The sequence below is a fragment of the Ascidiaceihabitans sp. genome (assembly GCF_039986515.1).
Lineage (GTDB): Bacteria > Pseudomonadota > Alphaproteobacteria > Rhodobacterales > Rhodobacteraceae > Ascidiaceihabitans.
In genome coordinates, this window is record NZ_JBDWQO010000007.1 from 406569 (window position 1) to 429503 (window position 22935).

Here is a 22935-nt window from a genome sequence, read left to right on the forward strand (position 1 = left end):
GACGGGCGATCCGCAACTTAGACCACAGGGATTGGACCACAATTTGAAGAACACTGCAGTGCAAGACCGAAGGCGATACGATTTGTCGGGCGTCAAAATCATTGACAGTTTTTCGAATATGGAAGTGCGGCTGCGTATCGCGTTATTGACCCCGTTGGCGTTGCAATTGACGTGGTGGTTAAGTGCGCCTTTGTTTTCGTACATCATGGCAGCCTATCTGGTGGTGTTGTCGGTGTATTTCCGTCTCATTGCGCAAGCGCCTCGCAAAGTCGGCAAAGGGCATTTGGCTGGCCTGTTGATATTGTCGTTGATCACACACGCCATGTTTATCAGCTGCGCGGTTTTGCTGTGGTCCTTTGACGGACGTATCGCGCAGTCATTGGGTATGATGTTGTGGTTTGCGGCAATGCTAAATGCGATCTCCCCCAGAGCGGTGGAGAGCTATTTCTTGATCATGGATATTTGTGTGATTTTCCTGTCGGGGGTGTTCATGCTGATGATCGAATTTATGCGCGGCACCGACGGCGCGACGTTGACTGTATTCAGCGTTTCGTTTTTGGCGCTGTTTTTGTATTATATTCAATCTGTCAGCGGGATTGCCAGGTTTCGTGGGAAGCTGTTGCAGCTTCGTCGTGGCGAAAAAGAAGCCGACAGACAACGGGCAATTGGCCAGCTTGTGGGTGGGGTTGCCCATGATTTCAATAACTTGTTGACCGTTGTTATTGGCAATCTACAACTACACGGCGAGATAACAGAGGTCGCGGAACGTGAAGAACTTCTGCGCGAAGCGGAAAGGGCCGCGCGGCGTGGAGCTGATTTGACAGGTCAACTTTTGGCGTTTTCCAGAAAATCGCAGCTGTTGCCCGAGCCTGCAAGCATCGATCAAATTGTGAAGGATGTGAAACCGCTTATTATGAGGCTATTGGGCGAAAAGCATACTTTGGAATTCCACATCTCTAAGGAAACCCCGTTGATTGATGTGGATTTGGCAAAACTGCAAGCGGTCTTGATGAACTTGATTTTGAACGCAAGGGACGCGATGGGCGATGGCGGCACGATAAAGTTCTACGCCGAACCCAGTTATGCGCTAAAAAACCGCACGCTCAGCATAAAAATCGCAGACAAGGGAACCGGGATTGAACCGAGTATTTTGCCACAGGTATTTGATCCCTACTTCACGACCAAACCGGTCGGTAAGGGATCCGGGCTTGGCTTGTCGATGGCCAAGGGCTTTGTCGAACAGTCCGGCGGGCAGCTTCATCTGACCTCAAAGGTCGGACGTGGAACGCAAGTGGTGTTGAATTTTCCTGCGTTTTTCCCCACGTCCTGACATCTTGTAGAATAGGGGGGGAAAAGCTGGGCCTCAGCCGCGCTTTTCTTTGATCATTTCCATCATCTGGTCGTACGGCAGATAGCCACGCAGCATTTCATCATGCACGACAAAGGTCGGCGTGCCGGTAATGCGCAATTTTTGGGCCAAAGCGCGTGTACGGGTGATTTCCTGCGTCACGTCTGCGCTGTCCATTTGGGCTTCGATCGCTGCGGTGTCCAAGCCCAAAGTTGTGCCTAAGCGGCGCAACATCGGCAACGATACGTCCCCGTTCACAGTCATCAATGCATCGTTCAGGGCTTTGTAGCTTTCGCCACCAGCAATCTGTTTTGTGGCCACCGCAAACCGCGATGCCAAAACCGACTGGTCCCCAAGGATTGGGAATTCTTTCACGATCAGACGAATGTTTCCGTCTGTTTCCAAAAGCTTGGCCACTTCGCCGTGGGCGCGTTTGCAATACCCGCAGCGATAATCCAGAAATTCAACCAATGTGATGTCGCCATCGGGATTGCCGCCAACATAGGAAAACCCGTCGTTGAAAATCTCGTCGGCGTTGTCTGTGACCATGCTCAGGTCTGCTTGCACCTGCGCTTGCTGCTGGCGTTCTTCCAGTACATTGACCGCTTCCATAATCACTTCCGGGTTGTCCATCAAATAGGACCGAACCTCTTGTCGGAAAATGGAACGTTCTTCTGAGGACATTTTGGTCAAATCAAGCGCCGCAGCAGGCATGGCAAAAAGCCCGGCAACGGCGGCTGCGGTCAAAGTATGGTGCAAGGACATTGGGTTATCTCCGTTTTTTTGCGGCGCGTTTGGTGGCAATCAACACATCTTGCGCCCGTTGCCAAGGGCCACTGCCTTGCGGCAATAGATCCGATGCGCGTTTGGCGTGAATACCAGCATCTTTCAGTCGGCCCGTCAGGGCATAGCGTTCGGCTGTCACCAAAGCGGCCATGCCGGGTTGCTTTGATTTGGCATAAGCCACGGACAAATCGCGCAACATGATGCCGTCCCGAAAATCGATTGATCTGGCCTTTTCCAAGGTTGTACGTGCGGCATTGATGTCGCCCCGCACCAGCAATGCGCGGCCATATCCCGACAAAATCAGCGCATCACGCGGGGCGAGACGTACGGCCTGTGCGTAAGCGTTTTGAGCCGCTGCAAATTGACGGGATTCCATCAAGATCTGCCCTTTGAGGTCATACAAAAATGCATCTTTCGGCCGTTGTGCAATCGCTTGATTGATCGTTTTCACAGCTTTTTTGGTTTTGGAGGTCCGGTGGTACGCCACAGCCTGACGCATCAGCTTCACATCCGCGTAACCGCTTTCACCCGCTCGGCGCAGTGTCCATTTCGGGGCGCGTTGAAAGGCGGTAAGTTTACCTTTGACCCGCGAAAACCAATAGCTGGCATTCTGGTCTTTGGTTGTGGTTTTGTTGGCTGCAACATAGGCTTCCAAAGCACGAATACGGTCACGCGACAAAGGGTGGCTGCGCAGGTACGGGTCCTGACGCGACGCGCTCAAGAGCTCCTTGCCCCGGAAGATATCCAAAGTGTCCAATAGCCCTTTGGGATTGACGCCAGCGCTGCGCATGTAGCGAACGCCCGTTTGGTCTGCGGATGCTTCTTCGGCGCGCGTGTGGCTTAAAAAGGCGCGTTGTGCCGCACTTTGTGTCCCCAACGCGATGCCTGTGGCGGCTTCGGCCCCACCGGCGGCTGCAGCGACGGCGGCCAGTGCCAAACCCAAACCGGCAGCTGTGCGTGAGGCGCCCAAATTGGTGATGCGGCGTGTGATGTGCCCGTTTGTGATATGGGCCGCCTCATGCGCAATCACGCCTTGCAGCATTTCGGCGTTTGTCATTTTGTTGATAAGGCCCGAGTGGATGAAAATCGCACTGTTGTTCACGACAAATGCGTTCAACGTGGAATCGTTAACAATCAGGATTTTCACCCTATGCGGGCTTAGCCCCGCGGCTTGCAAAATAGGCGTTGCGATTTGCTTCAGGCCGTATTCGATGTCGGCATCGCGCAGCAGGCTTGTGGCGGATGCGGGAAGAACCGCCAGACACATCGCAAAAAACAAAGCCATTGTCCGGCCAATCAGGCGGGCAGGTGTTGACGGGTGTGCAAGGACGCTGTGAAAGGACATGGACACACTAGGAAGGAATATCATGAGAGTTTCAACCCGCTCAAACGTCGATCCCTTTATTGTGATGGATGTTATGGAGGCTGCGCGGCGTGCAGAAGCGGAAGGCCGCCACATTATCCATATGGAAGTGGGCCAGCCCGGAACCGGTGCGCCCAAAGCTGCAACGCGCGCTTTGGCGCAGGCGATGGATGATGGACCTTTGGGATATACTGTGGCCCTCGGGCTGCCTGCGCTGCGCCAGCGGATTGCAAAGATGTATGGCGATTGGCACGGTATTGATCTGGATCCAAACCGCGTGGTTGTCACGTCCGGCTCGTCGGGCGGCTTCATTCTGGCCTTCACATCACTGTTTGACAGTGGCGACCGCGTCGGGATCGGGGCGCCAGGGTATCCCAGCTACCGCCAGATTTTACATGCGTTGGGGCTGATGCCGGTGGATTTGCAAACATCTTCTGCAAACCGCTTGCAACCCTCTGCAGGTGACTTTGCAAATAGTGATTTGCAGGGTTTGCTATTTGCAAGTCCCGCCAATCCAAGCGGCACAATGCTTGATACATCTGCGATGACAAAGCTGATTGAAGGTGCGCAAGCCCAAGGGGCCTCGGTGATTTCTGACGAAATTTACCACGGTATTGAATATGAAGCCAAAGCTGTAACGGCCTTGAGCATCACGGATGACTGTTACGTCATCAATTCTTTTTCCAAGTATTTCAGCATGACCGGCTGGCGCATCGGCTGGATGGTTGTGCCCGAAGATCACGTGCGTGTGGTAGAGCGGATTGCGCAAAACATGTTTATCTGTGCGCCGCATGCCAGTCAGGTCGCTGCATTGGCGGCGATGGATGCCACAGATGAGCTTGAAGCGAACATGAACGTTTACCGAACCAACCGCGCCTTGATGTTAGATGGGCTGCCAAAGGCGGGATTTGCAAAATTCGCGCCGCCGGATGGCGCTTTTTATGTCTATGCGGATGTCTCTGATTTCACCAAAGACAGCCGCAGCTTTGCAGCCGACATCTTAAGCGAAGCGGGCGTTGCTGTCACACCGGGACTGGATTTTGACCCGGTGCGTGGTCATAAAACTTTACGGTTTTCATATGCACGTAGTTCTCAGGACATCACGGAAGGTTTGGCCAGATTGCAGGCGTTTATGGTCCGTCGGGGCTTCGCTTGACGTGAAATCTGGCGTAAGATGCGCCAAAGGCCCAACAGAGGCAGAGCGGTATGTGGAACTTTCTGAAGGCAACTTGCGTGTTTGCGATGCTGTGTGGTCCTGCGGCCGCGCAAAGCCTAAGTGCTGTGGCCCGTGTGGATGGCACCAAAAGTAGTATAGAAGACGGATGGTTCGGCAAAACGCAACTGACTGTGCATCTCAGCCAAGGGGTGCCGTTTCGCGTGTTCCATCTGGCCGATCCGCCGCGTTTGGTTGTGGATTTCCAAGATGCCAATTGGGCCGGCGTTGAGCCGTCCGATATTCTAGAAGAACCCGGGCGGATCACGCAGGTGCGTTTTGGGCCATTCAAGCAGGGCTGGTCCCGTTTGGTGCTTGATCTGGCGGAACCGATGCTGCCCAGCGAGATTGGATTGCCTGTCGATGCGCAAACAGGGCAAGCTGTGTTGGGCATCGCGCTGAAAGTCGCGTCTGAACAGGACTTTGCGGCCAAGGCCGGTGCACCAGCCGACGCACGCTGGGAAGCCAGCACAACAGAGCCGCAGATTGCAGCCAAAGCAGACGACCGTTTCGTGATTGTGATTGATCCGGGGCATGGCGGCGTTGATCCGGGGGCGGTGCGCGATGGGATCAATGAAAAGGACCTGATGCTGACCATGGCGCGTGGCTTGGCGGAAACGCTGGCGCGGTCGGGGCAGGCGGATGTGTATTTGACCCGCAACGAAGATGTTTTTGTCTCTTTGCCCGCGCGCGTCGGGATGGCGCACCGTGCAAAAGCCGACCTGTTCCTGTCGCTTCATGCAGACGCGCTTAGCCAAGGGCAAGCCCATGGGGCGACGGTTTATACGCTGGCAGATGAAGCGTCTGATGCTGCGTCGGCACAGTTGGCCGCGCAACACAATCGCGCCGATATTATTGCCGGTGTTGATTTAAGCGGGGCCGATGATGCCGTGGCCGGGGTGCTGATTGATTTGGCGCGTCAGGAAACCAATCCGCGCAACGACGCTTTGGCCACGGCACTGTTGGACGGTATGGAAGCGGCGGGAAAACCACTTGCCAAAACTCGGCAGCGCCGCGCCGGGTTTTCGGTGTTGAAGTCCGCTGATATTCCTTCCGTTTTGCTTGAGGTCGGTTTCCTGTCCAGCCCCCGTGATCTGGCAAATTTGCGGGATCCTGTCTGGCGCGAGGGGATGATCAATGCATTGGCGCAATCGATCTTGGATTGGCGGGCGGATGATTTGGCGAAACGGGCGCTGATCCGCCAGTAAAACATCGGCAAATGGGCGGGTTTTAGCCGTCTGAATACCACTTCGTGTTTTGACCAAAATCACGCGCTCCGGTATAGGTGGACCCCAGAGCAGAACCTCAGAGAGGCGCGGGCACAATGTTCCGATTTATTCTATCGTTTTTTGGCGGTATTTTCACAACGATTACAATGGGTTTGGGCATGTTGGCCCTAACCATTGGTGCGGTGTTCTGGATGTATGGACGGGACTTGCCCAGCCACGAATCTCTGGCACAATATACACCGCCCACAATCAGCCGTATTTATTCGGGCCAGGGCCGCATCATTGATGAGTTCGCCAAGGAACGCCGCCTGTTTGCCCCTGCCGACACGATCCCGGACTTGATCAAACAGGCATTTGTGTCCGCCGAAGACAAGAATTTTTACACCCATGAAGGGTACGATTTGCGCGGCATCGCAGCCGCTGCAATTGACGCGATTAAATCCCGCGGTCGCGACGTGCGCGGGGCGTCTACGATCACCCAGCAGGTTATGAAAAACTTCTTGCTGTCTGGTGATCGTCAAGCACAGCGCAAGATCAAGGAAATCATTCTGGCCAGCCGTATCGAGGAAACGCTGGACAAAGAGCAGATTCTGGAACTTTACCTGAACGAGATTTTTCTGGGTCAAAACAGTTACGGCGTGGCAGCCGCCAGCCAGACATATTTCAACAAGAACCTCGGCCAATTGACCCCGCATGAGGCGGCGACACTGGCCAGTCTGCCCAAAGCGCCATCCGACTACCATCCGGTGCGCCGCAAAGACCGCCTGACATCGCGTCGCAATTTTGTGCTCAAAGAGATGATGGAGAACGGCTATATTTCCGAAACCGTCTATGAAAGCGAACGGGCCCAACCTTTGCGTTCGGTGCAAAACGGCGACTTTGACAGCTTCAAAAAGGAACTGCCGCCGCGCGACTACTTCACCGATGAAATTCGCCGCCAACTGACCCGTGATTTTGGCGAAGGCGAATTTTTCACTGGTGGCCTGAGTGTTCGGGCCACCATCGACAACGAAATGCAGCCCATTGCCGCCAACGCCTTGCGCAAACAGCTTGAGCGTTTTGACCGGGGGCAGGGTGTTTGGCGTGGCACGGGAAAATCCATCGCAGAAGATGCATTGTCTGACGAAGCCGCATGGCGCGCTGCCCTGTCCGACGTCAAAGTGGCGCGTGACGTTGATCTGGAAAACCAGTGGTACCCTGCCGTGGTGCTTGAGGTGGGCAACAACGACGCCCGTATCGGCATCGAAGGCGTGGAAGAGGACGAAGACGGGCATTGGGTGCCTGCAAAAGACGTGCAATGGGCGCGCAAGCGACGCGAAGACGGCTCTTTGGCGAAGAAAGCCCGCGTGGCCGGTGACTTGCTGACAGTAGGTGATGTTGTTTTGGTGCGCCGCATGACGGCGGATGCTGACGGATCATTCATCCGCTGGACCCTGCGCCAAATTCCGCAAGTGCAGGGTGGTTTTGTCGCGATGGACGTGGACACGGGCCGTGTGATTTCCATGCAAGGCGGGTTCAGCTACCAACATTCGGTTTTTAACCGCGCGACGCAGGCCAAACGCCAGCCGGGTTCGTCTTTCAAACCGTTTGTCTACGCGGCAGCGCTCGACAGCGGGTACACGCCCGCCACGATCGTGGTCGACGCGCCGATTGAAATCAACACGCCACAAGGGCTGTGGCGCCCCAAGAACGCCTCTAACAAGTTTTACGGGCCGACACCTTTGCGCACAGGGATTGAACAGTCACGAAACTTGATGACAATTCGTTTGGCGGAAGAAGTGGGCATGGACACCGTCGCAGCCTATGCCGAAAGCTTTGGTGTTTACGACCAGCTGGGACGGTTTCTTGCAAATGCTTTGGGATCTGAAGAAACCACGCTTTACCAAATGGTTGCGGCCTATGCGATGTTTGCCAATGGCGGCGAACGGGTGCGCCCGACTTTGGTGGACCGCGTTCAGGACCGCTATGGCAAAACTGTGTACCGTCACGATGAACGCACCTGTGATGACTGCCGTATTGCCAGCCTTGATCCGGGGTTTGCACCGCAAATCCTGTCAGACCGCGAACGGGTTATGGACCCCATCACGGCCTACCAATTGACGTCGATGATGCGCGGCGTTGTCGACCGCGGAACGGCGCGCAAAGCGGTAAAACTGCCAGTGCCCACAGCAGGCAAAACCGGCACAACCAACGATTCCAAAGATGTGTGGTTTGTTGGGTTCACCAGCAACATCGTTGCAGGGTGCTACATCGGGTATGACCAACCGCGATCTATGGGACGCGGCGCATCGGGGGGCGGCATGTGCGGACCCGTCTTTCAGGAGTTTATGAAAGAAGCGACCAAGAAATATGGTGGCGGCCCGTTTGATGTCCCGCCTGGGGGACACTTTATCAACATCGACCGCTTCACCGGCGCACGTCTTGGGGATGGCGCGTCTGGCCCTAACGTGGTTGCGGAATACTTCCGTGACGGTGAAGAGCCGACCTTTGGTGTGTCCTTTGATGGTGGCTTTGCGATGGGCGGTGATCTGCCATTGGTGGAAGAAGTGCAGCGGACGTCCAAGCAGGTCACGACCTCGACAGGTAAGAAAGCCGTGGTGGGGGGAAAAGCCAGCTTCGGCACGCTCAGTTCCGGTGGATTGTATTAACAAGCGCCACCGCTTGCCCCGTCGCTTGCCCATGGGCGCACGGTGGTCTATCACGCGGGTCTAACTGTTGAACCTAAAGGTTAAATCCGATGCGCGCAGAGCTTCAAAATACCGTAGCCGAGATTGAAAAATCCCTAGAGCTTTTGGGCCAACGGCTTGATGTGGAAACCGCGCCTTACCGCCTTGAAGAATTCAACGCGCGTGTCGAAAACCCCAATCTGTGGGATGATCCGGACGCCGCCCAAAAATTGATGCGAGACCGTCAGATGTTGGTGGATGCCATCGACACCTATGAAGGCATTAAAACCGATTTGGCCGACAACATCGAATTGATTGAGCTGGGCGAGATGGAAGAAGACGCCGAAGTCGTTACAGATGCAGAAGCGGCACTGACAGCTCTTGCAGTGATGGCGGCCCAAAAAGAGCTAGAGGCATTGCTGGACGGAGAAGCCGATGGCAATGACACATTCCTTGAAATCAATTCCGGGGCAGGCGGCACAGAATCCTGTGACTGGGCATCCATGTTGGCGCGTATGTATGTGCGATGGGCCGAAAAGAAAGGCTATAAGGTTGAATTGCAGTCTGAAAGTGCCGGCGAAGAGGCGGGGATCAAATCCGCGACTTATAAAATCAGTGGAACAAACGCCTATGGCTGGATGAAATCGGAAAGCGGCGTCCATCGCTTGGTGCGTATCTCGCCGTTTGATTCCGCTGCGAAACGGCACACCTCTTTTACTTCGGTCGGGGTGTATCCTGTTGTGGACGACAACATCGAAATTGAGGTGAACCCGGCTGATATACGCATCGATACCTATCGGTCGTCAGGGGCGGGCGGACAGCACGTCAACACCACGGATTCCGCCGTGCGTATCACGCACGCGCCAACTGGCATTGTGGTGACCAGTTCCGAAAAATCGCAGCACCAGAACCGGGACATCGCGATGAAAGCGTTGAAGTCGCGTCTATACCAGATGGAGCTGGACCGCCGGAATGCTGCGGTGAACGAAATGCACGAGAACAAGGGTGATGCGGGCTGGGGCAACCAAATCCGGTCCTATGTTTTGCAGCCCTATCAGATGGTCAAAGATCTGCGCACGAACTTTGAGACCTCTGACACCAAAGGGGTGCTTGACGGTGATCTGGACGGGTTGATGGGGGCCACTTTGGCGATGGACGTGTCAGGCAAAAGCCGCGCAGAAGCACAGGGCGACTGATCTCCAACCTTTGGGGGCCGACCGTGTTTGACACGGTCCAATTGTCTGGCGACAAAGGCTGCAATACCCTTGAACTGACCAAGGTTTTAGCGTTCCCTTAACGCATGACAGATTTAAGTTTCCAAAGTGCCCTGACGCTTTCCGAAAAACTGGCTGATGGCACCATAAGCGCCTCGGACGTAATGCAATCGACGCTGGACCGTGTCGACGCCGTAAATGGGACCGTAAATGCCATTGTGTCTTTGCGCGACAACGATGCGCTAATGGCCGAAGCCCGCCACGCGGATGAAACCCCACGTAAAGGTTGGCTGCACGGAATACCCATTGCGATCAAGGATTTGGCCAATGCAAAAGGGCTCCCGACGTCTATGGGGTCCCCTTTGTTTGCCGGACAAATGGCTCAGGCAGATGATGTTATGGTGGCACGTCTGCGGGACGCGGGTGCGATTGTCATAGGCAAAACCAACACGCCTGAATTTGGTCTTGGAAGCCATACGTTCAATCCCGTGTTCGGCGCCACGCGAAACCCCTACGGTCCGGGTCAAACGGCTGGTGGATCATCGGGTGGGGCGGCGGTTGCTTTGGCGACAGGGATGCTTTGTGTGGCGGATGGGTCGGATATGATGGGGTCCTTGCGCAATCCGGCCGCTTGGAACAACGTCTACGGGATGCGACCAACATTCGGGTTGGTGCCATCAGAACCACAAGGCGATACGTTCTTGCATCAAAATGCGACAAACGGGCCAATGGCGCGAAACCCAAAAGATCTTGCGGCCCTGTTGGATACAATGTCAGGCCCTGATCCGCGTCAACCACATGGGATTGCGCAGGCCCAGACCCTGCCTGCCCTGAACGGAGACGTCGCAGGCTTGCGTGTGGGGTGGTTGGGGGATTGGGGCGGTGCAATCCCGCTTGAGGATGGCATCGACGATCTGTCGCAAACCGCGCTGCGCCAAATGTCTGATATGGGCTGCGTTGTAGATACACTGAACCCTCCGTTTTCGCCCAACGCGATCTGGGACAGCTGGACCACGTTGCGCGCGTTCAATGTGTCAATGGGTTTGCGCGCATTGTACGAGGATGAGACGAAACGCCAGCGCTTGAAACCTTCTGCGCAGTGGGAAATCGAAAAGGGGTTGGCCTTGTCGGCCACTGAAATTCACAAAGCCAGTGCAGTGCGGTCTGGCTGGTTTAAGGTCGCGTCACATCTATTTGATAGATATGATGTAATTATTGCGCCATCCGCGCAGGTGTGGCCATTCGATGTGGCATTGGAATACCCCAAAACAGTCGCGGGGCAAACAATGGACACCTATCATCGCTGGATGGAAATTGTGATCGCCCCAAGCCTTCTTGGTCTGCCCGTCGTCAATATTCCAATGGGCTTTGGCGGGCCGAATGACCTGCCAATGGGGCTGCAACTGATCGGTCGTCGTGGGGCAGATGCCATGCTTTTGCGTTTGGCGCAAAATTGGCACCTTGCGACCGATTGGCCAAATGCACGACGCCCGATACTTGAAACCGCAGTATAGTATGGCGCACACTCCCGAAATGGAGCGATCACCAGAAACCTTACCTGCCAATCATGGGGTGCCTGACATGGATGCGCCCACTATCGTCATTTTACGTGGTGCACTTGTGTCGGGGTGGCAGGATTTTAAAGCAGCCCCTGTGTTTGGTCTGCTCGCTGCATTGGCCTGTATTTTGGCTGGATGGATGATGGTGGGGGTGACCTATGCTTCGGGTCACACGTTTTGGTTGATTTTGATGGTGTTCGGATTTCCGTTGGCGGCGCCTTTTGCAGCTTTTGGCACCTATGAGGTATCACGCAGACGTGCAGCGGGGCATCGCGTGTCTGTGGGCGCAGTGTTGCGCGTTATGTGGGGAGAGCGCAATCGCCAACTGCCTTGGCTGTGTGCCATCATGATCGTCGTTTTGCTGTTTTGGTTTTTCCTTGGCCACATGATCTTTGCGCTGTTTCTGGGACTTGCGCCGATGACGAATATTTCCTCGTCTCTGACGGTGTTTTTGACGCCGGACGGGGTGATGATGTTGGGAATGGGCACAGTGGTCGGCGCCGGTTTTGCGCTTTTGCTGTTTTCAATGTGCGTGATCGGACTGCCGTTGTTGCTGGACCGTGAAGTTGATTATGTGACAGCGATGCTGACCAGTATTCAAACCGTGATGGCGCATCCTTGGGTCATGCTGCCATGGGCGATTTTTGTTGCAGGGGTTTGTCTTTTGGGGCTGCTGCCTGGTTTTTTGGGCCTGTTGATCGTTCTTCCGTGGCTGGGCCATGCGTCGTGGCATGTTTACGCAGCACTTCTGGACAGGACTTCTCATCCCTGAACCACAGCTTCCGGTGGGCGGCCAAACCTATGCCGGTTCGCGGCCTTCCGCGACCAGCCTAAGCCGCAATGCCTCTGTCTGTGTGTGTCCGAGTTCCAGAGCAAACACATAAGCATGTGTCAGGAAAAAGCAGGCCGCATCCAGATCGACAGCCTGATCCGCGGCTTGGGTGTACAAAGCCACCAAAGCGTTTTGGTCAGATGTTGCGTGTGCCGCCATCATAGCGGTATTCAAATCTGTCATTCCGCCGCAAGGGGGCTGCGGCGGGCTTGGATCCGGGTCGCGACCCATTCGTGAAACAGATGGGTGGGGCTGTCCATGGCCGGTGAAAACCGGCCGCCGTCGAAGTGAACAGCATGACGTCCGCGCTGCATGCCTTCCACAACAAAGACATCTTCTGCAAAGACCTCTTTCCAAAGGCGCGTGTTTTGGGCCCGCAAGTCCGCGTCTGTCTTGTCAGACGCGTAGTACAAGTGGATGTTTTCAATTGTTTTTTCGGGACCTTGCGGCAGTAGAATAATCGAGAAAACATGGTCGCGGTGCACGCCCAACAGGACATTCGGAAAGGCTGTGATATATTCTGCCGCCGTGTCCCATGTCTGTGACAACCCGTCAAAGTCGGGAAAGCTGTTGCCTTGATCATCCTTCAACTGGCGGTACACATATGTGCCTTGTCCCGCGAAGGTTTGTTTTTTCTCGATATGGTAATGGTCTTCGAGGCGGGAATAGCTGTTCAGGCCGGGATGTACCCAAGGCAAGTGGTAGCTTTCGCAATAGTTCTCGACCGCCAACTTCCAATTGCAATTGATCTCAAGCTGAAACCGGCTGTCGGCACCACCATGGTGGATCGGTTTGTCAAACTCCGACCAGCGCTCTAACAGGGCCGCGTTTACAGTTTCAAACGGCTCTGCATCCCCCGAAATATTGATCCAGATGACATCCATCCAGATGTGGCTGCGGATTTCGACCAAACCCAGTAATGAACGATCTATGTCGGGATGTGTGTTTTGCCCCGGCCCGCCGACATGGGGTGTTGAAACAAGGCGACCTTCCGTTGAATAGCACCAACTGTGATAGGGGCAGCGAATTGCGCCTTCGATTTTGCGGGGGGCATCGACAAGGATCATACCCCGGTGGCGGCATGTGTTTTGAAAAACGCGTACTGCGCCGTTTTTGTCGCGCACCATCAGCAATGGCATGCCCAAAAAGTCGATGGGCACGGCGTCACCGATATCCAGCACATCTGCGCCCACAGCCAAACCCGCCCAGCCCGCAAACAGAACGGCGTTTTTTTCTTCATCGAAGATGTCCGGATCAATGTAGTGCGCATTTGGCAAGCCATTGGCGTGCTCGATGGGTTGGCATACTGTGTCTAGATCGGTGGTGGTCATGGCTGGCCCCTCGCTGATGTCTTGTTCCAGCGTTACAAGGGAAGCCATTGCTTTGTGTGCTCATCCGCGACTTGAGTTTTCCCAATGCGACATTGCCCACGGGCGTCAGCCAAAGGGGCGTGCAGGGTCCAACAAACGTCTGTGGAACGGAATAAGATCTTCTTCGGCACAATATCCTGATTTCCGCGCTGCCGCCATCGCAGTCGAGAAATCGCTCCCCAGATGTTCATACACCATGCGAACAGCCCGATCACCAGACATGCTTTCGCGTACCGTGCGGGCCACGTAACCAACCCAGAAATTGTTTTCAAAAGATGCAACGCGGCTGAGGTAGTTAAATGAACAGGTCATGGAGTTGCGCCGCGATATAAGGGCAGCGATGCCTTCTTCTTGTTGCATGACAAGGCCGCGGAATTCACTGGCACTGCGTTTTGCCGACAACCCCTGGGATTGCATGGCTTGGCGCGTCTCGTAGCCGCGGATGTAAGTGACAGTGTTTTCGCGTTTTACAAACACCAAGCCTTCAACAAATTGCGAAGCTTCCAGAAAGCTGCGGCGCGTAAAGCGGAAAAAGCCACTGGGAAAGAGATCTTCGGGGATGCTATAAGCGCCGCGTCCGACGAAATCGCGTAGAAATGGCCCTGAAATTGGGTCGGACAACGAATTGATCGTCTCGACCGGTTCCAAAAGCATGCGTGCGTCTACATGAAAGAATGCACATATCCGCGCCAAAACATCAGGTCTCGGGAAACTTTCCCCCGCCAGGTACCGGTTGAATTGGGTGCGGTTGATACCAAGTTGCCGCGACAACTCTGACACAGATTGGTAGTTTTGGGATAAAATCCGCAAATTCGAGCCGAACATACTGCGCAATTCAGCAGGTGTTTTAACGTGGGGGGGCATCTTAGCTCCGTCTGTGTCCTACGTAATAGATCATACAAATTAACGAGTTAAGGGCGTGGATTAGCTTGATGTTAATAAGATGACGCCAATTAGTGTCACCTGCGTTGCACAAGCGCAGCATCACGATACGCTCATGGACACAAATTGCAAGAGTACGATACCGAGTTAACCATGTGCTCCGGCTCCAAAATCTAGTCAGATATGGTTATTGCGAAACAAGCAGGGCAAGTTTCATGATTGGTGTCATCCTTTGGAGCGACGAAGTAGATCGTCAGGCCGTTGTCTGGTGCGAAGACCAGGGCGATCTGGCGTTTTTGGATGATGCGAGTTCATTGTCCGAGGGCAAACCGTTTTTTGCTGTCGGAGACGCTGTGCGTTTCGACCTTTACGTCGAGGTGAACCTGCGACGGGCGCACAATGCAACAATACTAGAGGACGACACGGCAAACACGCAAACTGCGCCTCAACGATTTGACACATCACAGGCATCGGCCAAAATTATTCCATTCCGGCCAGTGCCTGAGACACCAACTATACCAATCAAACGCAACGCGCAGGGCGCGTAGACGTTTAATCGCCGCGTGACAGGGCGGCAACACCGGTGCGTGCGACATCAGCAAGCCCCAAGGGGCGCATCAAATCAGCGAAAGCGTCAATTTTTTCGGGCGCACCGGTAATTTCAAAAACAAAGCTTTCAAGCGTGCTGTCCACCACGTTGGCCCGGAAAATATCCGCAAGCCGCAGGGCTTCGACACGTTTGTCTCCGGTACTGGCCACTTTGAACATGGCCAGTTCGCGTTCAACGCAAGGGCCCTCTACAGTCAGATCGTGTACTTCGTGTACTGTCACGATCCGTCCCAGCTGCGCCTTGATCTGTTCGATCACTTGCGGGGTGCCGGCGGTGACAATTGTGATGCGGCTTAGATGACCCTGATGGTCCACTTCAGCCACCGTCAGGCTTTCAATGTTGTACCCGCGTCCTGAAAACAACCCAATCACACGCGCCAGAACACCGGGTTCATTTTCGACCAAGACCGCCAACGTGTGACGTTCAATGACGTCTGAAAACGTGGGCCGCAAGTTATATGCGGATTTGGATGAAGCACCTTTTTTGATCTTCAGAGCGGACATGGGATTTTTCCTTACGCAAACGATGTTTAAGCCTACCGCTGTTCCGGTCAAATGACCAGAGAAACACTGTTTTTTTGAGCTTGATAATTGTCGATTAAGAGCTTGGCGATATGAGGGGGAAAAGCACAGAAAGAGACAGTCGATGTTGCTGCAAAATCTGATCGATCAAGCATTTGGTGCACCAGACGGGCTGGCGGCGTTGTCCCGCGATTGGGAGCCTATACTGGACACATTGCCTGGCTGGTTTTGGAGCGTCGATGAAAACTATGCCTTGACGTATCTCAGCGACAATGTCGGCGTGATCACCGGATCCATCCCTTCCGATTTAAAGGGCATTTCGATCTTGGATCCTATCTATGGTGACGCCAAAACCGAAGCAGGCATAGATGCCTATTATTCGGCCTTACGCGCGCAACGGCCATTTAACAACTTATGCTACGAACGAAACATGAATGACGGAACGCGCGTGGTTTTGATGGACAGTGCGACGCCGGTCTTCGACGACATGGGGGTGTTTCGCGGTTTCAACGGCATCAGCATTCATGTGACGCACACAATCGAAAAGGCGGGCGCAACATCCGGTCTGGTCTACGGGCTCAAATCGCGTGCAGATGCGCTTGAACGTGAACTGTCCACCCGCAACGCAGAGCTTGAGGCCAACAACAAACTTCTTAGCGAGGTATTGGAAGCGATGGGGGAAGGCTTGATTGTGACCTCCAAGCACAAGCTGTTTGACCCGGAAAATGAAGTTATCATGGTGAATCCGGCATACCGGAAACTGTTTGATCTTGAAGACGATGACGTGATGCCGGGAACATTGGTGAAGGATCTCACTGGCAAACTGGTAGAGCGGGGGCATGTCTCCAAGGACGATGTATTGCGCAAGCGTTTCGAGGAAGAAATCACGGCCATGCGCCCTGTCCTGATGAACATTCCCGGTTTGAACCGGACCTGTTCTGTGACCTCAAGTATGCGCCGCAACGGTGGCTACATTCTGGTACATTCAGATGTCACAGAATTACATGCACATAATCTGATGCTGCAAGAAGCCAAAGATGCCGCCGAAGTGGCTGCGACCACCAAGTCAAATTTTCTTGCCACCATGAGCCATGAAATCCGGACCCCGATGAATGGCATCGTTGGCATGGCCGATATGCTCGCGCAAAGCGAATTGGACAAGGATCAACAAGAATACATTGAAACGATCCGGTCTTCTGCTTTGGCTTTGACGGGGTTGATTTCGGACATTTTGGATTTCTCCAAGATAGAAGCTGGGCATCTTGAGCTAAAACTGGAACCTTATGAATTGCGCAGCCTGTTGTGCGAAGTTTGCGGGTTGTTGCACCCGCTTGCGCAGTCCACCGGGCTGGATTTAAGCCTGCATGTCGATCCGGACGTGCCAACGGATGTGATGGGCGATGCATTTCGATTGCGTCAGGTCTTGCTAAATTTGCTTGGCAACGCTGTGAAGTTTACGCGGCAAGGACGTGTTGCCCTGACTGTGACACGAAACCCAAAAACTGGACTTCTTGCATTTGCGGTGTCTGACACGGGCATCGGTATCCCCGAAGAAATGCTGGATAGTATTTTCACACCGTTCGAACAAGTCGATGCAGGCTTGCGGCGAGGTTTCGAGGGAACTGGCCTTGGTCTGTCCATCACACGCAACATCGTGGAAGTCATGGGCGGCACCCTGTCTGTAACATCCCTTTTGGGAAAGGGGTCGCGGTTTTGCGTGGTCTTGCCTTTAGAAGAGGCAGCCGCCAGCCTCAAAACTCCCGAAGTTGAGGCAAGACATGATCATACATGCTTCGAAGGCGTACGGGTCCTGGTGGCCGAAGATAACAAGACCAACCAGTTGGTCGTTCGGCGAATGTTGGAAAAAAACGGTGTTACCATCGTGGCGGCCAACAACGGTGAACGGGCGTGCGAGATTTACATGGATGAACGGTTTGATTTGATTTTGATGGACTTGTCCATGCCCGTCATGAGCGGTCTGGAAGCCAGCGTAACAATCCGGTTATTTGAACAGAACAATGGGAAGACGCGTTGCCCAATCGTGGCCTTAACGGGCAATGCGTTCGATAAAGACAAAGAAGCAGCACAAGATGCGGGGATGGATGACTTTTTGACCAAACCTGTGCGTCTGGATGACCTTTTGACGTGTCTGGACCGGCATTTGCGTATCGGTAACTCAGCACCGAATTCAACACCTAGGTAAGCACCGGGGCAAGCGCACCAGCCCCGGTTGTTGTGCGCCTGAATTAAACCAGAACAGAGCCTTTTGCGTCGATCACACCTTGGGTGTCGGCTTCGCCCAGCAACATTTCATTATGCGCCTTGCCCGACGGGATCATCGGGAAGCAGTTTTCGTGTTTTTCAACCAAACAATCGAACAAAACCGGCCCGTCATGGTCCAACATTTCCATGATGGCGTCGTCCAAATCATCGGGGTCTGAACAAATGATGCCTTTGGCCCCAAAGGCTTCGGCCAACTTCACAAAGTCGGGCAGGCTTTCGGACCAGCTAGACGAATAGCGTTCACCATGCAAAAGTTCCTGCCACTGGCGCACCATGCCAAGGCGTTCGTTGTTCAAAATGAACTGTTTGACCGGCAAATTGTATTGCATTGCGGTGCCCAGCTCTTGCATGTTCATCAACCAGCTGGCTTCGCCTGCAACATTGATGACCAAAGCTTCGGGATGGCCCATTTGCACGCCGATAGAGGCAGGGAACCCGTAACCCATTGTTCCTAGACCACCGGACGTCATCCAGCGGTTTGGATCTTCGAAGCCCAGATATTGTGCAGCCCACATCTGGTGTTGGCCCACTTCGGTCGTGATGTAGCGATCGTGACCCTTGGTCAATGCCTCAAGGCGCTGCAACGCATATTGCGGTTTGATGACTTTGCCTTTTTGCGTGAACTTCAAGCATTCGACTTTGCGCCATTCGTTGATCTGGCCCCACCATTTGCCAACAGCGTCCACGTTCGTTTTGCGACCGCGTGACTTCCAGACCTTCAGAATGTCTTCCAACACATGGCCCACGTCACCCACAATCGGAATGTCGACGCGGATCACCTTGTTGATAGACGATGGGTCGATATCGATGTGGGCCTTTTTGGATTTTGGGCTGAACGCACTTATCAATCCGGTGATACGGTCGTCAAACCGTGCGCCAATGTTGATCATCAAATCGCAGTCATGCATGGCCATATTGGCTTCGTATAGCCCGTGCATGCCCAGCATCCCCAGCCAATTGTCGCCGGACGCGGGGTATGACCCAAGGCCCATCAATGTGGATGTGATGGGGAAGTTTGTGGCGCCAACAAGTTCGCGCAGCAACTGGCTGGCACCGGGGCCAGAGTTGATCACGCCGCCGCCCGTGTAAAACAAGGGGCGTTTGGCCTTTTCAATCGCGGCGACCAGTTCTTCGATCTCTTCCATGTCGCCCTTCAATTTAGGCTGGTAATGTGACACCGACGGTTTCTTTTCGGTATATTGGCCGTTGGCGAACTGAACGTCTTTCGGGATGTCGACCAAAACCGGGCCGGGACGGCCATTGGTGGCCACATGAAAGGCTTCGTGCAGCACGCCGGACAGCGCGTCCGTTTCTTTGACCAGCCAATTGTGTTTGGTGCAGGGGCGCGTGATGCCAACGGTGTCGGCTTCTTGAAAAGCGTCAGAGCCGATCATGAATGTGGGCACCTGACCAGTCAGAACGACAATCGGAATGCTGTCCAAAAGCGCATCGGTCAATCCGGTCACTGCGTTCGTTGCACCGGGGCCTGATGTCACAAGGCAAACGCCGGGTTTGCCGGTGGATCGCGCATAGCCTTCGGCGGCATGCACAGCACCTTGTTCATGGCGAACAAGAATATGTTTGATAGAGTTTTGCTGAAAAATCTCGTCATAAATCGGTAGCACAGCGCCACCAGGATATCCGAATACTGTGTCGACACCCTGATCAATCAGGGCTTGAACAACCATTTTCGCTCCGGTCATTTGGCGTGTCATCTTTTTGTGCTCCGTTTAAAGATGTGTCATTTTCATTTGCGCAAAAAAAAGCCCCCGTTCTGGCGGGGGCGCATGGGATCCTTTAGGGAAGTCCGTTACCGGCCCATGCGCTGTTTTCCTAGAATGACGACAAGTGCGTACATACCCTTTGGGCCTTTCATTACGTTTTGTGACAATATGTGTGGTAAACAGCAGCGTCAACACCTGCTTGACGAAAAATATGTCGCAAGGTTGTAAATTTTTGTATTTTTATTTCGCCACGAGCGTTCTGCGCGACATTTTTGCGAATTGAATGCCGGTTTTCGCCTGACTTGATCTATTTCGTCTCGATTTCCGCACGTGCGCTTGTGGCAAGAGACTGGATTTCTTCCGCAAGTGATTTGAATTCCGTGGCAATCACAGCCAACCCGCGCCCTGCGTCACCTGCGCGGGCCGCTTCCACAGAGGCGTTGAGCGACACAAGCCGCACATGTTTACCGATGTGTTCAAGCCGAGCCAATGTGGACATGACCGCGCGGGATGATTTTTGGGCGTCGCTGGCCTTTTGTTCCCGCGCACTGTCCAGATCGGTCCACAGCCGGTTGCACAGGCGTGTGACCATATCGTGGAACCCTTTTTTGCGGGCAAAATCCAATTGGGCCTTCAGCGCGTTCGAAAGTGCTTTGGTGTTTTGAGGCTGCGCGGCTGTTTTTTCGATAATTTTTGACAGCTCCAGCATGTGCAAGACACCGTCGACCTCTGCGGGCATTGTCTTTGCCAGCCTGAACACCCAATCCGCGGTTTCTTGCGGAATGTCCTCGGCGATGTAAGAGCCTGTCAACAGTGCCTTGACGTCTTCTATTTCTCTGATTTGTTGGGTCAGAATATCAAAAATCGCAGCTTGGTCCGCATCCGACGATTTAGCTATTGGGTCGGGCAAATAGATGATGCGCCCAGTCAGTCCGACACGAATAACCTTTGCCCGCGTGGTCGCTATGCGGTCGATCACGTCACGGCGCATCGGAAAGTTGTCAACGTGTGATACGTTTATTGGAGGGGGCACTGATTGTGGAGCTTGGATGTTCATCCCAAAGGCGATAGCTGAAAATTGCTAATAAACTCTAAAAAGCAACGGTCAAAGGGTACTGCCTGTTCCTTGCAACACGCCATGTTCCATCGCGTAGCGCGTCAGCCCGGCGGTTGAGGAAATCCCCAATTTCCGTTTGATATTTTTGCGGTGTGTCTCAACCGTGCGCACCGAAATATCCAGTTCATTCGCCACTTGCTTGTTCGACTTACCCTGCGCCAGTTGCAGCAAAATTGTTTGTTCACGCCCTGTCAGCGCATCACGTGCATCGCCGGGTTTGGGTTTCAACGACCCGGCAGCCCCGGTGCACAGGTATTGTTCGCCCCGCATCACCGCATCTATCGCCAGCTTGATTTCATCGGTCGGCACATCTTTCAGGACATATCCCATCGCACCGTGGCTTAGGGCGGACGATATGTATTCGGGGCTGTCATGCATCGACAGCACAAGCACACGTGTGCCCGGGCGCTGTTCGATCACCATTTCCGTGGCGGTCAGACCACCCATTTCCGGCATATTCAGATCCATCAAGATGACGTCGGGGTTCAGGGTCTCAAGTTGCTCAACGACTGCGCGGCCGTTGTTCAAGGTGCCGACCACATCCAGCTCAGGATAGCTTTCCAGAACGGATTGGATGCCTTGGGCAACCATCGGGTGATCATCAACAATCAGAACGCGGATAGGCTGGGTCATACGGGAACTCGTTTTGCGAGGGTTTCGTCAGAAGAAGGCGGCAGAAGATGCGTGAGCGGGACAGTGGCTTCGATGATGGTGCCTTTGCCGATCCCGCGTGCAGACAGGATGCGCAATGTGCCATCCAATTGCTCAACGCGTTCTTGCATGTTGCGCAACCCGATACCGGGGCCACGCTGTTCTACGGATTGGTTCATACCCCGACCGTTGTCTGATATGCGCAACGTCGCGCCGCGTTTGTGCCCGCGCAGATCAAGCTTGGCCTGCGTGGCGCCGGCGTGGCGTTCAATATTGGTCAAGGCTTCTTGCGCGATGCGATACAGCGCGATCTTGGCATTTGAATCCAGCCGGTTGCGAAACACCACGGTGTGAAAGTCGGTTTGAATGCCTGTGCGGTCTTCAAAATCTTCGGTCAAAGACTTGAGGGCGGGACCAAGCCCCAAATCATCCAGAACACCGGGGCGCAAATCCCGGCTGATGCGACGTACTTCGTTGATGGCTGTGCCCAAGTGTTCAATGCCCTGGTCGAGGGACTGATCGGCATCTGGCGTGCCACGATCAAATCTGCGCCGCGCACTGTCCAATGTGTAGCGCACGCCCACCAAGATCTGGCTGATGCCATCGTGCAATTCACGCGCCACGCGGCCGCGTTCTTCCTCTTGGGCATCGAAAACGCGCTGGGTCAGTTTCTTAAGCTTGGCATCGGCCAAACGGCGTTCACGAAAGTTGATGACCATGCCTGACAAAAACACCATCAGAATTGCAGCCAGCGTGATCGCCGAGATGTATACGAATGTCCGCTGGATGCGGCTTTCAACGTCCGCGCGGGCTGTGGCAACTGTGGCCAGCACATCGTCGATGAACACGCCTGTACCAACAGCCCACCGCCATGAGGGGAAAGAGGTGACATAGGTGATCATGCGCGCTTCTTTGCCCGTCGAGGGTTTGGACCACAGATGCGTCAAATACCCGTCGCCTTGCCGTGCAATGCGGATCAATTCATCGACAACGGGCGTTCCTTCGCTGTCGGTTTCGTTCACAAAAGTCTGGTTGATGCGTTCTGTCTGACGGGGGCTGACCAGATTGGTGCCATCGTAATCATACACAAAAAAGAACCCGTCATCGCCGTAAATCATCGCTGACAGGATCTGTTTTACCTGTTGTTTGGCTTCTTCGTCATCGGGGGACGCATTTCCGTAGATAAAGTAAAACCCGTTTCGGGCTTGGGTGACGTAATTGCGCAATTCGGCTTTCTTTGCCTCAAGCAACTGGTTTTCCAGTGCTTTGATTTCGCGTTCCGCCAAAGCGCGGCTTTGGACCGCGACAAGGGCTGCGATGGCAGCCACCGCCAGAATAAGGGGGATAGAGGCCACCAAAGATAGCTTTTGACCATAGTTCGGTGTGAAGGCTGACAAGAGGCGGCGCATGGCGAATCGATACGCGGGATTTCGCCCGAATCAAAGGGGCAGGGGGGTGCGAGGGGCGGAAAACCATTGGAAATGATGTAAAAAAATCCCCCAATAGCGCTAAATGCGGGGGCTTACGTGCTGCGTCTACGCAGTAATAGGTATTTCAAATTTGTTCG

At 54.2% G+C, this 22935-nt stretch carries 19 protein-coding genes; 9 read left to right on the forward strand and 10 right to left on the reverse strand.

The features are described 5' to 3' along the window. Positions 1 to 43 precede the first annotated feature (43 nt). Entirely contained in the window at positions 44 to 1330 is a 1287-nt protein-coding gene (locus ABJL60_RS04650; RefSeq protein ID WP_348375044.1) for an ATP-binding protein, read from the forward strand. 33 nt (positions 1331 to 1363) lie between these two features. Here ABJL60_RS04650 and ABJL60_RS04655 read toward each other — a convergent pair whose 3' ends face one another. Together ABJL60_RS04655 and ABJL60_RS04660 are read right to left on the reverse strand one after the other, a co-directional pair. Beyond that, positions 1364 to 2113 (reverse strand): DsbA family protein, encoded by a 750-nt coding sequence (locus ABJL60_RS04655; RefSeq protein WP_348285532.1) that lies wholly within the window; start codon positions 2111 to 2113, stop codon positions 1364 to 1366. 4 nt (positions 2114 to 2117) lie between these two features. Next, positions 2118 to 3419, reverse strand: a complete 1302-nt coding sequence (locus ABJL60_RS04660) for a M48 family metalloprotease (protein ID WP_348285533.1) — start codon at positions 3417 to 3419, stop codon at positions 2118 to 2120. Positions 3420 to 3501: 82 nt separating this feature from the next. On the opposite strand from ABJL60_RS04660, the gene ABJL60_RS04665 reads away from it, so the two are divergent. The 6 genes from ABJL60_RS04665 (at position 3502) to ABJL60_RS04690 (ending at position 12150) form a co-directional block, all read left to right on the forward strand. Next, on the forward strand, positions 3502 to 4653 hold the full coding sequence (locus ABJL60_RS04665; protein WP_348375046.1) for an aminotransferase class I/II-fold pyridoxal phosphate-dependent enzyme: 1152 nt from the start codon (positions 3502 to 3504) through the stop codon (positions 4651 to 4653). Between the two features lie 50 nt (positions 4654 to 4703). Beyond that, on the forward strand, positions 4704 to 5918 hold the full coding sequence (locus ABJL60_RS04670; RefSeq protein ID WP_348375048.1) for an N-acetylmuramoyl-L-alanine amidase: 1215 nt from the start codon (positions 4704 to 4706) through the stop codon (positions 5916 to 5918). Between the two features lie 116 nt (positions 5919 to 6034). After that, positions 6035 to 8587: a PBP1A family penicillin-binding protein gene (locus tag ABJL60_RS04675; RefSeq protein ID WP_348285536.1), complete on the forward strand. Its 2553-nt coding sequence runs from the start codon at positions 6035 to 6037 to the stop codon at positions 8585 to 8587. 89 nt (positions 8588 to 8676) lie between these two features. Next, positions 8677 to 9801 carry a peptide chain release factor 2 gene (gene prfB / locus ABJL60_RS04680; protein WP_348375049.1) on the forward strand — a complete coding sequence of 375 codons (1125 nt, stop codon included), beginning with the start codon at positions 8677 to 8679 and terminating at the stop codon, positions 9799 to 9801. 104 nt (positions 9802 to 9905) lie between these two features. Beyond that, the gene (locus ABJL60_RS04685) at positions 9906 to 11333 is read left to right on the forward strand and encodes an amidase (RefSeq protein WP_348375051.1); all 1428 of its coding nucleotides are present in this window, start codon (positions 9906 to 9908) and stop codon (positions 11331 to 11333) included. A 67-nt stretch (positions 11334 to 11400) separates the two neighbouring features. After that, the gene (locus ABJL60_RS04690) at positions 11401 to 12150 is read left to right on the forward strand and encodes a DUF2189 domain-containing protein (protein ID WP_348375053.1); all 750 of its coding nucleotides are present in this window, start codon (positions 11401 to 11403) and stop codon (positions 12148 to 12150) included. Between the two features lie 27 nt (positions 12151 to 12177). Here ABJL60_RS04690 and ABJL60_RS04695 read toward each other — a convergent pair whose 3' ends face one another. The 3 genes from ABJL60_RS04695 to ABJL60_RS04705 are packed head-to-tail and all read right to left on the reverse strand — an operon-like array spanning position 12178 to position 14444. Beyond that, positions 12178 to 12393 carry a hypothetical protein gene (locus ABJL60_RS04695; RefSeq protein WP_348285540.1) on the reverse strand — a complete coding sequence of 72 codons (216 nt, stop codon included), beginning with the start codon at positions 12391 to 12393 and terminating at the stop codon, positions 12178 to 12180. Further along, the gene (locus ABJL60_RS04700; RefSeq protein ID WP_348375054.1) at positions 12390 to 13589 is read right to left on the reverse strand and encodes an aromatic ring-hydroxylating dioxygenase subunit alpha; all 1200 of its coding nucleotides are present in this window, start codon (positions 13587 to 13589) and stop codon (positions 12390 to 12392) included. Before ABJL60_RS04700 ends, ABJL60_RS04695 begins: the two co-directional genes overlap by 4 nt. A 57-nt stretch (positions 13590 to 13646) precedes the next feature. Continuing rightward, positions 13647 to 14444: a helix-turn-helix transcriptional regulator gene (locus ABJL60_RS04705; protein WP_348285542.1), complete on the reverse strand. Its 798-nt coding sequence runs from the start codon at positions 14442 to 14444 to the stop codon at positions 13647 to 13649. 233 nt (positions 14445 to 14677) lie between these two features. Between ABJL60_RS04705 and ABJL60_RS04710 the strand changes: the two genes are divergently transcribed. Next, positions 14678 to 15010 carry a hypothetical protein gene (locus ABJL60_RS04710; RefSeq protein ID WP_348375056.1) on the forward strand — a complete coding sequence of 111 codons (333 nt, stop codon included), beginning with the start codon at positions 14678 to 14680 and terminating at the stop codon, positions 15008 to 15010. Between the two features lie 4 nt (positions 15011 to 15014). Here ABJL60_RS04710 and ilvN read toward each other — a convergent pair whose 3' ends face one another. Continuing rightward, on the reverse strand, positions 15015 to 15575 hold the full coding sequence (gene ilvN, locus ABJL60_RS04715) for an acetolactate synthase small subunit (protein ID WP_108828602.1): 561 nt from the start codon (positions 15573 to 15575) through the stop codon (positions 15015 to 15017). Between the two features lie 142 nt (positions 15576 to 15717). Here ilvN and ABJL60_RS04720 point away from each other — a divergent pair, with 142 nt between their 5' ends. Continuing rightward, positions 15718 to 17796 carry an ATP-binding protein gene (locus ABJL60_RS04720; protein WP_348375058.1) on the forward strand — a complete coding sequence of 693 codons (2079 nt, stop codon included), beginning with the start codon at positions 15718 to 15720 and terminating at the stop codon, positions 17794 to 17796. 43 nt (positions 17797 to 17839) lie between these two features. Here ABJL60_RS04720 and ABJL60_RS04725 read toward each other — a convergent pair whose 3' ends face one another. From ABJL60_RS04725 to ABJL60_RS04740, 4 genes are all read right to left on the reverse strand, one after another. Further along, positions 17840 to 19591, reverse strand: coding sequence for an acetolactate synthase 3 large subunit (locus ABJL60_RS04725; RefSeq protein ID WP_348375060.1), 1752 nt, complete (start codon positions 19589 to 19591; stop codon positions 17840 to 17842). Between the two features lie 316 nt (positions 19592 to 19907). Beyond that, a complete protein-coding gene (locus tag ABJL60_RS04730; protein WP_348375062.1) occupies positions 19908 to 20579 on the reverse strand; it encodes a methyl-accepting chemotaxis protein in 672 nt (223 codons plus the stop codon). Positions 20580 to 20705: 126 nt separating this feature from the next. Next, positions 20706 to 21350 (reverse strand): response regulator transcription factor, encoded by a 645-nt coding sequence (locus ABJL60_RS04735; protein WP_108828598.1) that lies wholly within the window; start codon positions 21348 to 21350, stop codon positions 20706 to 20708. Further along, a complete protein-coding gene (locus ABJL60_RS04740; RefSeq protein ID WP_108828597.1) occupies positions 21347 to 22777 on the reverse strand; it encodes a cache domain-containing protein in 1431 nt (476 codons plus the stop codon). The genes ABJL60_RS04735 and ABJL60_RS04740 overlap by 4 nt, the downstream gene beginning before the upstream one ends. Positions 22778 to 22935 lie beyond the last annotated feature (158 nt).

Coding starts and splice junctions, on each gene's coding strand:
- ABJL60_RS04655 (WP_348285532.1), bottom strand. CDS start 2,113: ATGTCCTTGCACCATACTTTGACCGCAGCCGCCGTTGCCGGGCTTTTT.
- ABJL60_RS04710 (WP_348375056.1), top strand. CDS start 14,678: ATGATTGGTGTCATCCTTTGGAGCGACGAAGTAGATCGTCAGGCCGTT.
- ABJL60_RS04690 (WP_348375053.1), top strand. CDS start 11,401: ATGGATGCGCCCACTATCGTCATTTTACGTGGTGCACTTGTGTCGGGG.
- ABJL60_RS04660 (WP_348285533.1), bottom strand. CDS start 3,419: ATGGCTTTGTTTTTTGCGATGTGTCTGGCGGTTCTTCCCGCATCCGCC.
- ABJL60_RS04740 (WP_108828597.1), bottom strand. CDS start 22,777: ATGCGCCGCCTCTTGTCAGCCTTCACACCGAACTATGGTCAAAAGCTA.
- ABJL60_RS04670 (WP_348375048.1), top strand. CDS start 4,704: ATGTGGAACTTTCTGAAGGCAACTTGCGTGTTTGCGATGCTGTGTGGT.
- ABJL60_RS04705 (WP_348285542.1), bottom strand. CDS start 14,444: ATGCCCCCCCACGTTAAAACACCTGCTGAATTGCGCAGTATGTTCGGC.
- prfB (WP_348375049.1), top strand. CDS start 8,677: ATGCGCGCAGAGCTTCAAAATACCGTAGCCGAGATTGAAAAATCCCTA.
- ABJL60_RS04695 (WP_348285540.1), bottom strand. CDS start 12,393: ATGACAGATTTGAATACCGCTATGATGGCGGCACACGCAACATCTGAC.
- ABJL60_RS04735 (WP_108828598.1), bottom strand. CDS start 21,350: ATGACCCAGCCTATCCGCGTTCTGATTGTTGATGATCACCCGATGGTT.
- ABJL60_RS04685 (WP_348375051.1), top strand. CDS start 9,906: ATGACAGATTTAAGTTTCCAAAGTGCCCTGACGCTTTCCGAAAAACTG.
- ilvN (WP_108828602.1), bottom strand. CDS start 15,575: ATGTCCGCTCTGAAGATCAAAAAAGGTGCTTCATCCAAATCCGCATAT.
- ABJL60_RS04720 (WP_348375058.1), top strand. CDS start 15,718: ATGTTGCTGCAAAATCTGATCGATCAAGCATTTGGTGCACCAGACGGG.
- ABJL60_RS04675 (WP_348285536.1), top strand. CDS start 6,035: ATGTTCCGATTTATTCTATCGTTTTTTGGCGGTATTTTCACAACGATT.
- ABJL60_RS04700 (WP_348375054.1), bottom strand. CDS start 13,589: ATGGCTTCCCTTGTAACGCTGGAACAAGACATCAGCGAGGGGCCAGCC.
- ABJL60_RS04665 (WP_348375046.1), top strand. CDS start 3,502: ATGAGAGTTTCAACCCGCTCAAACGTCGATCCCTTTATTGTGATGGAT.
- ABJL60_RS04725 (WP_348375060.1), bottom strand. CDS start 19,591: ATGACACGCCAAATGACCGGAGCGAAAATGGTTGTTCAAGCCCTGATT.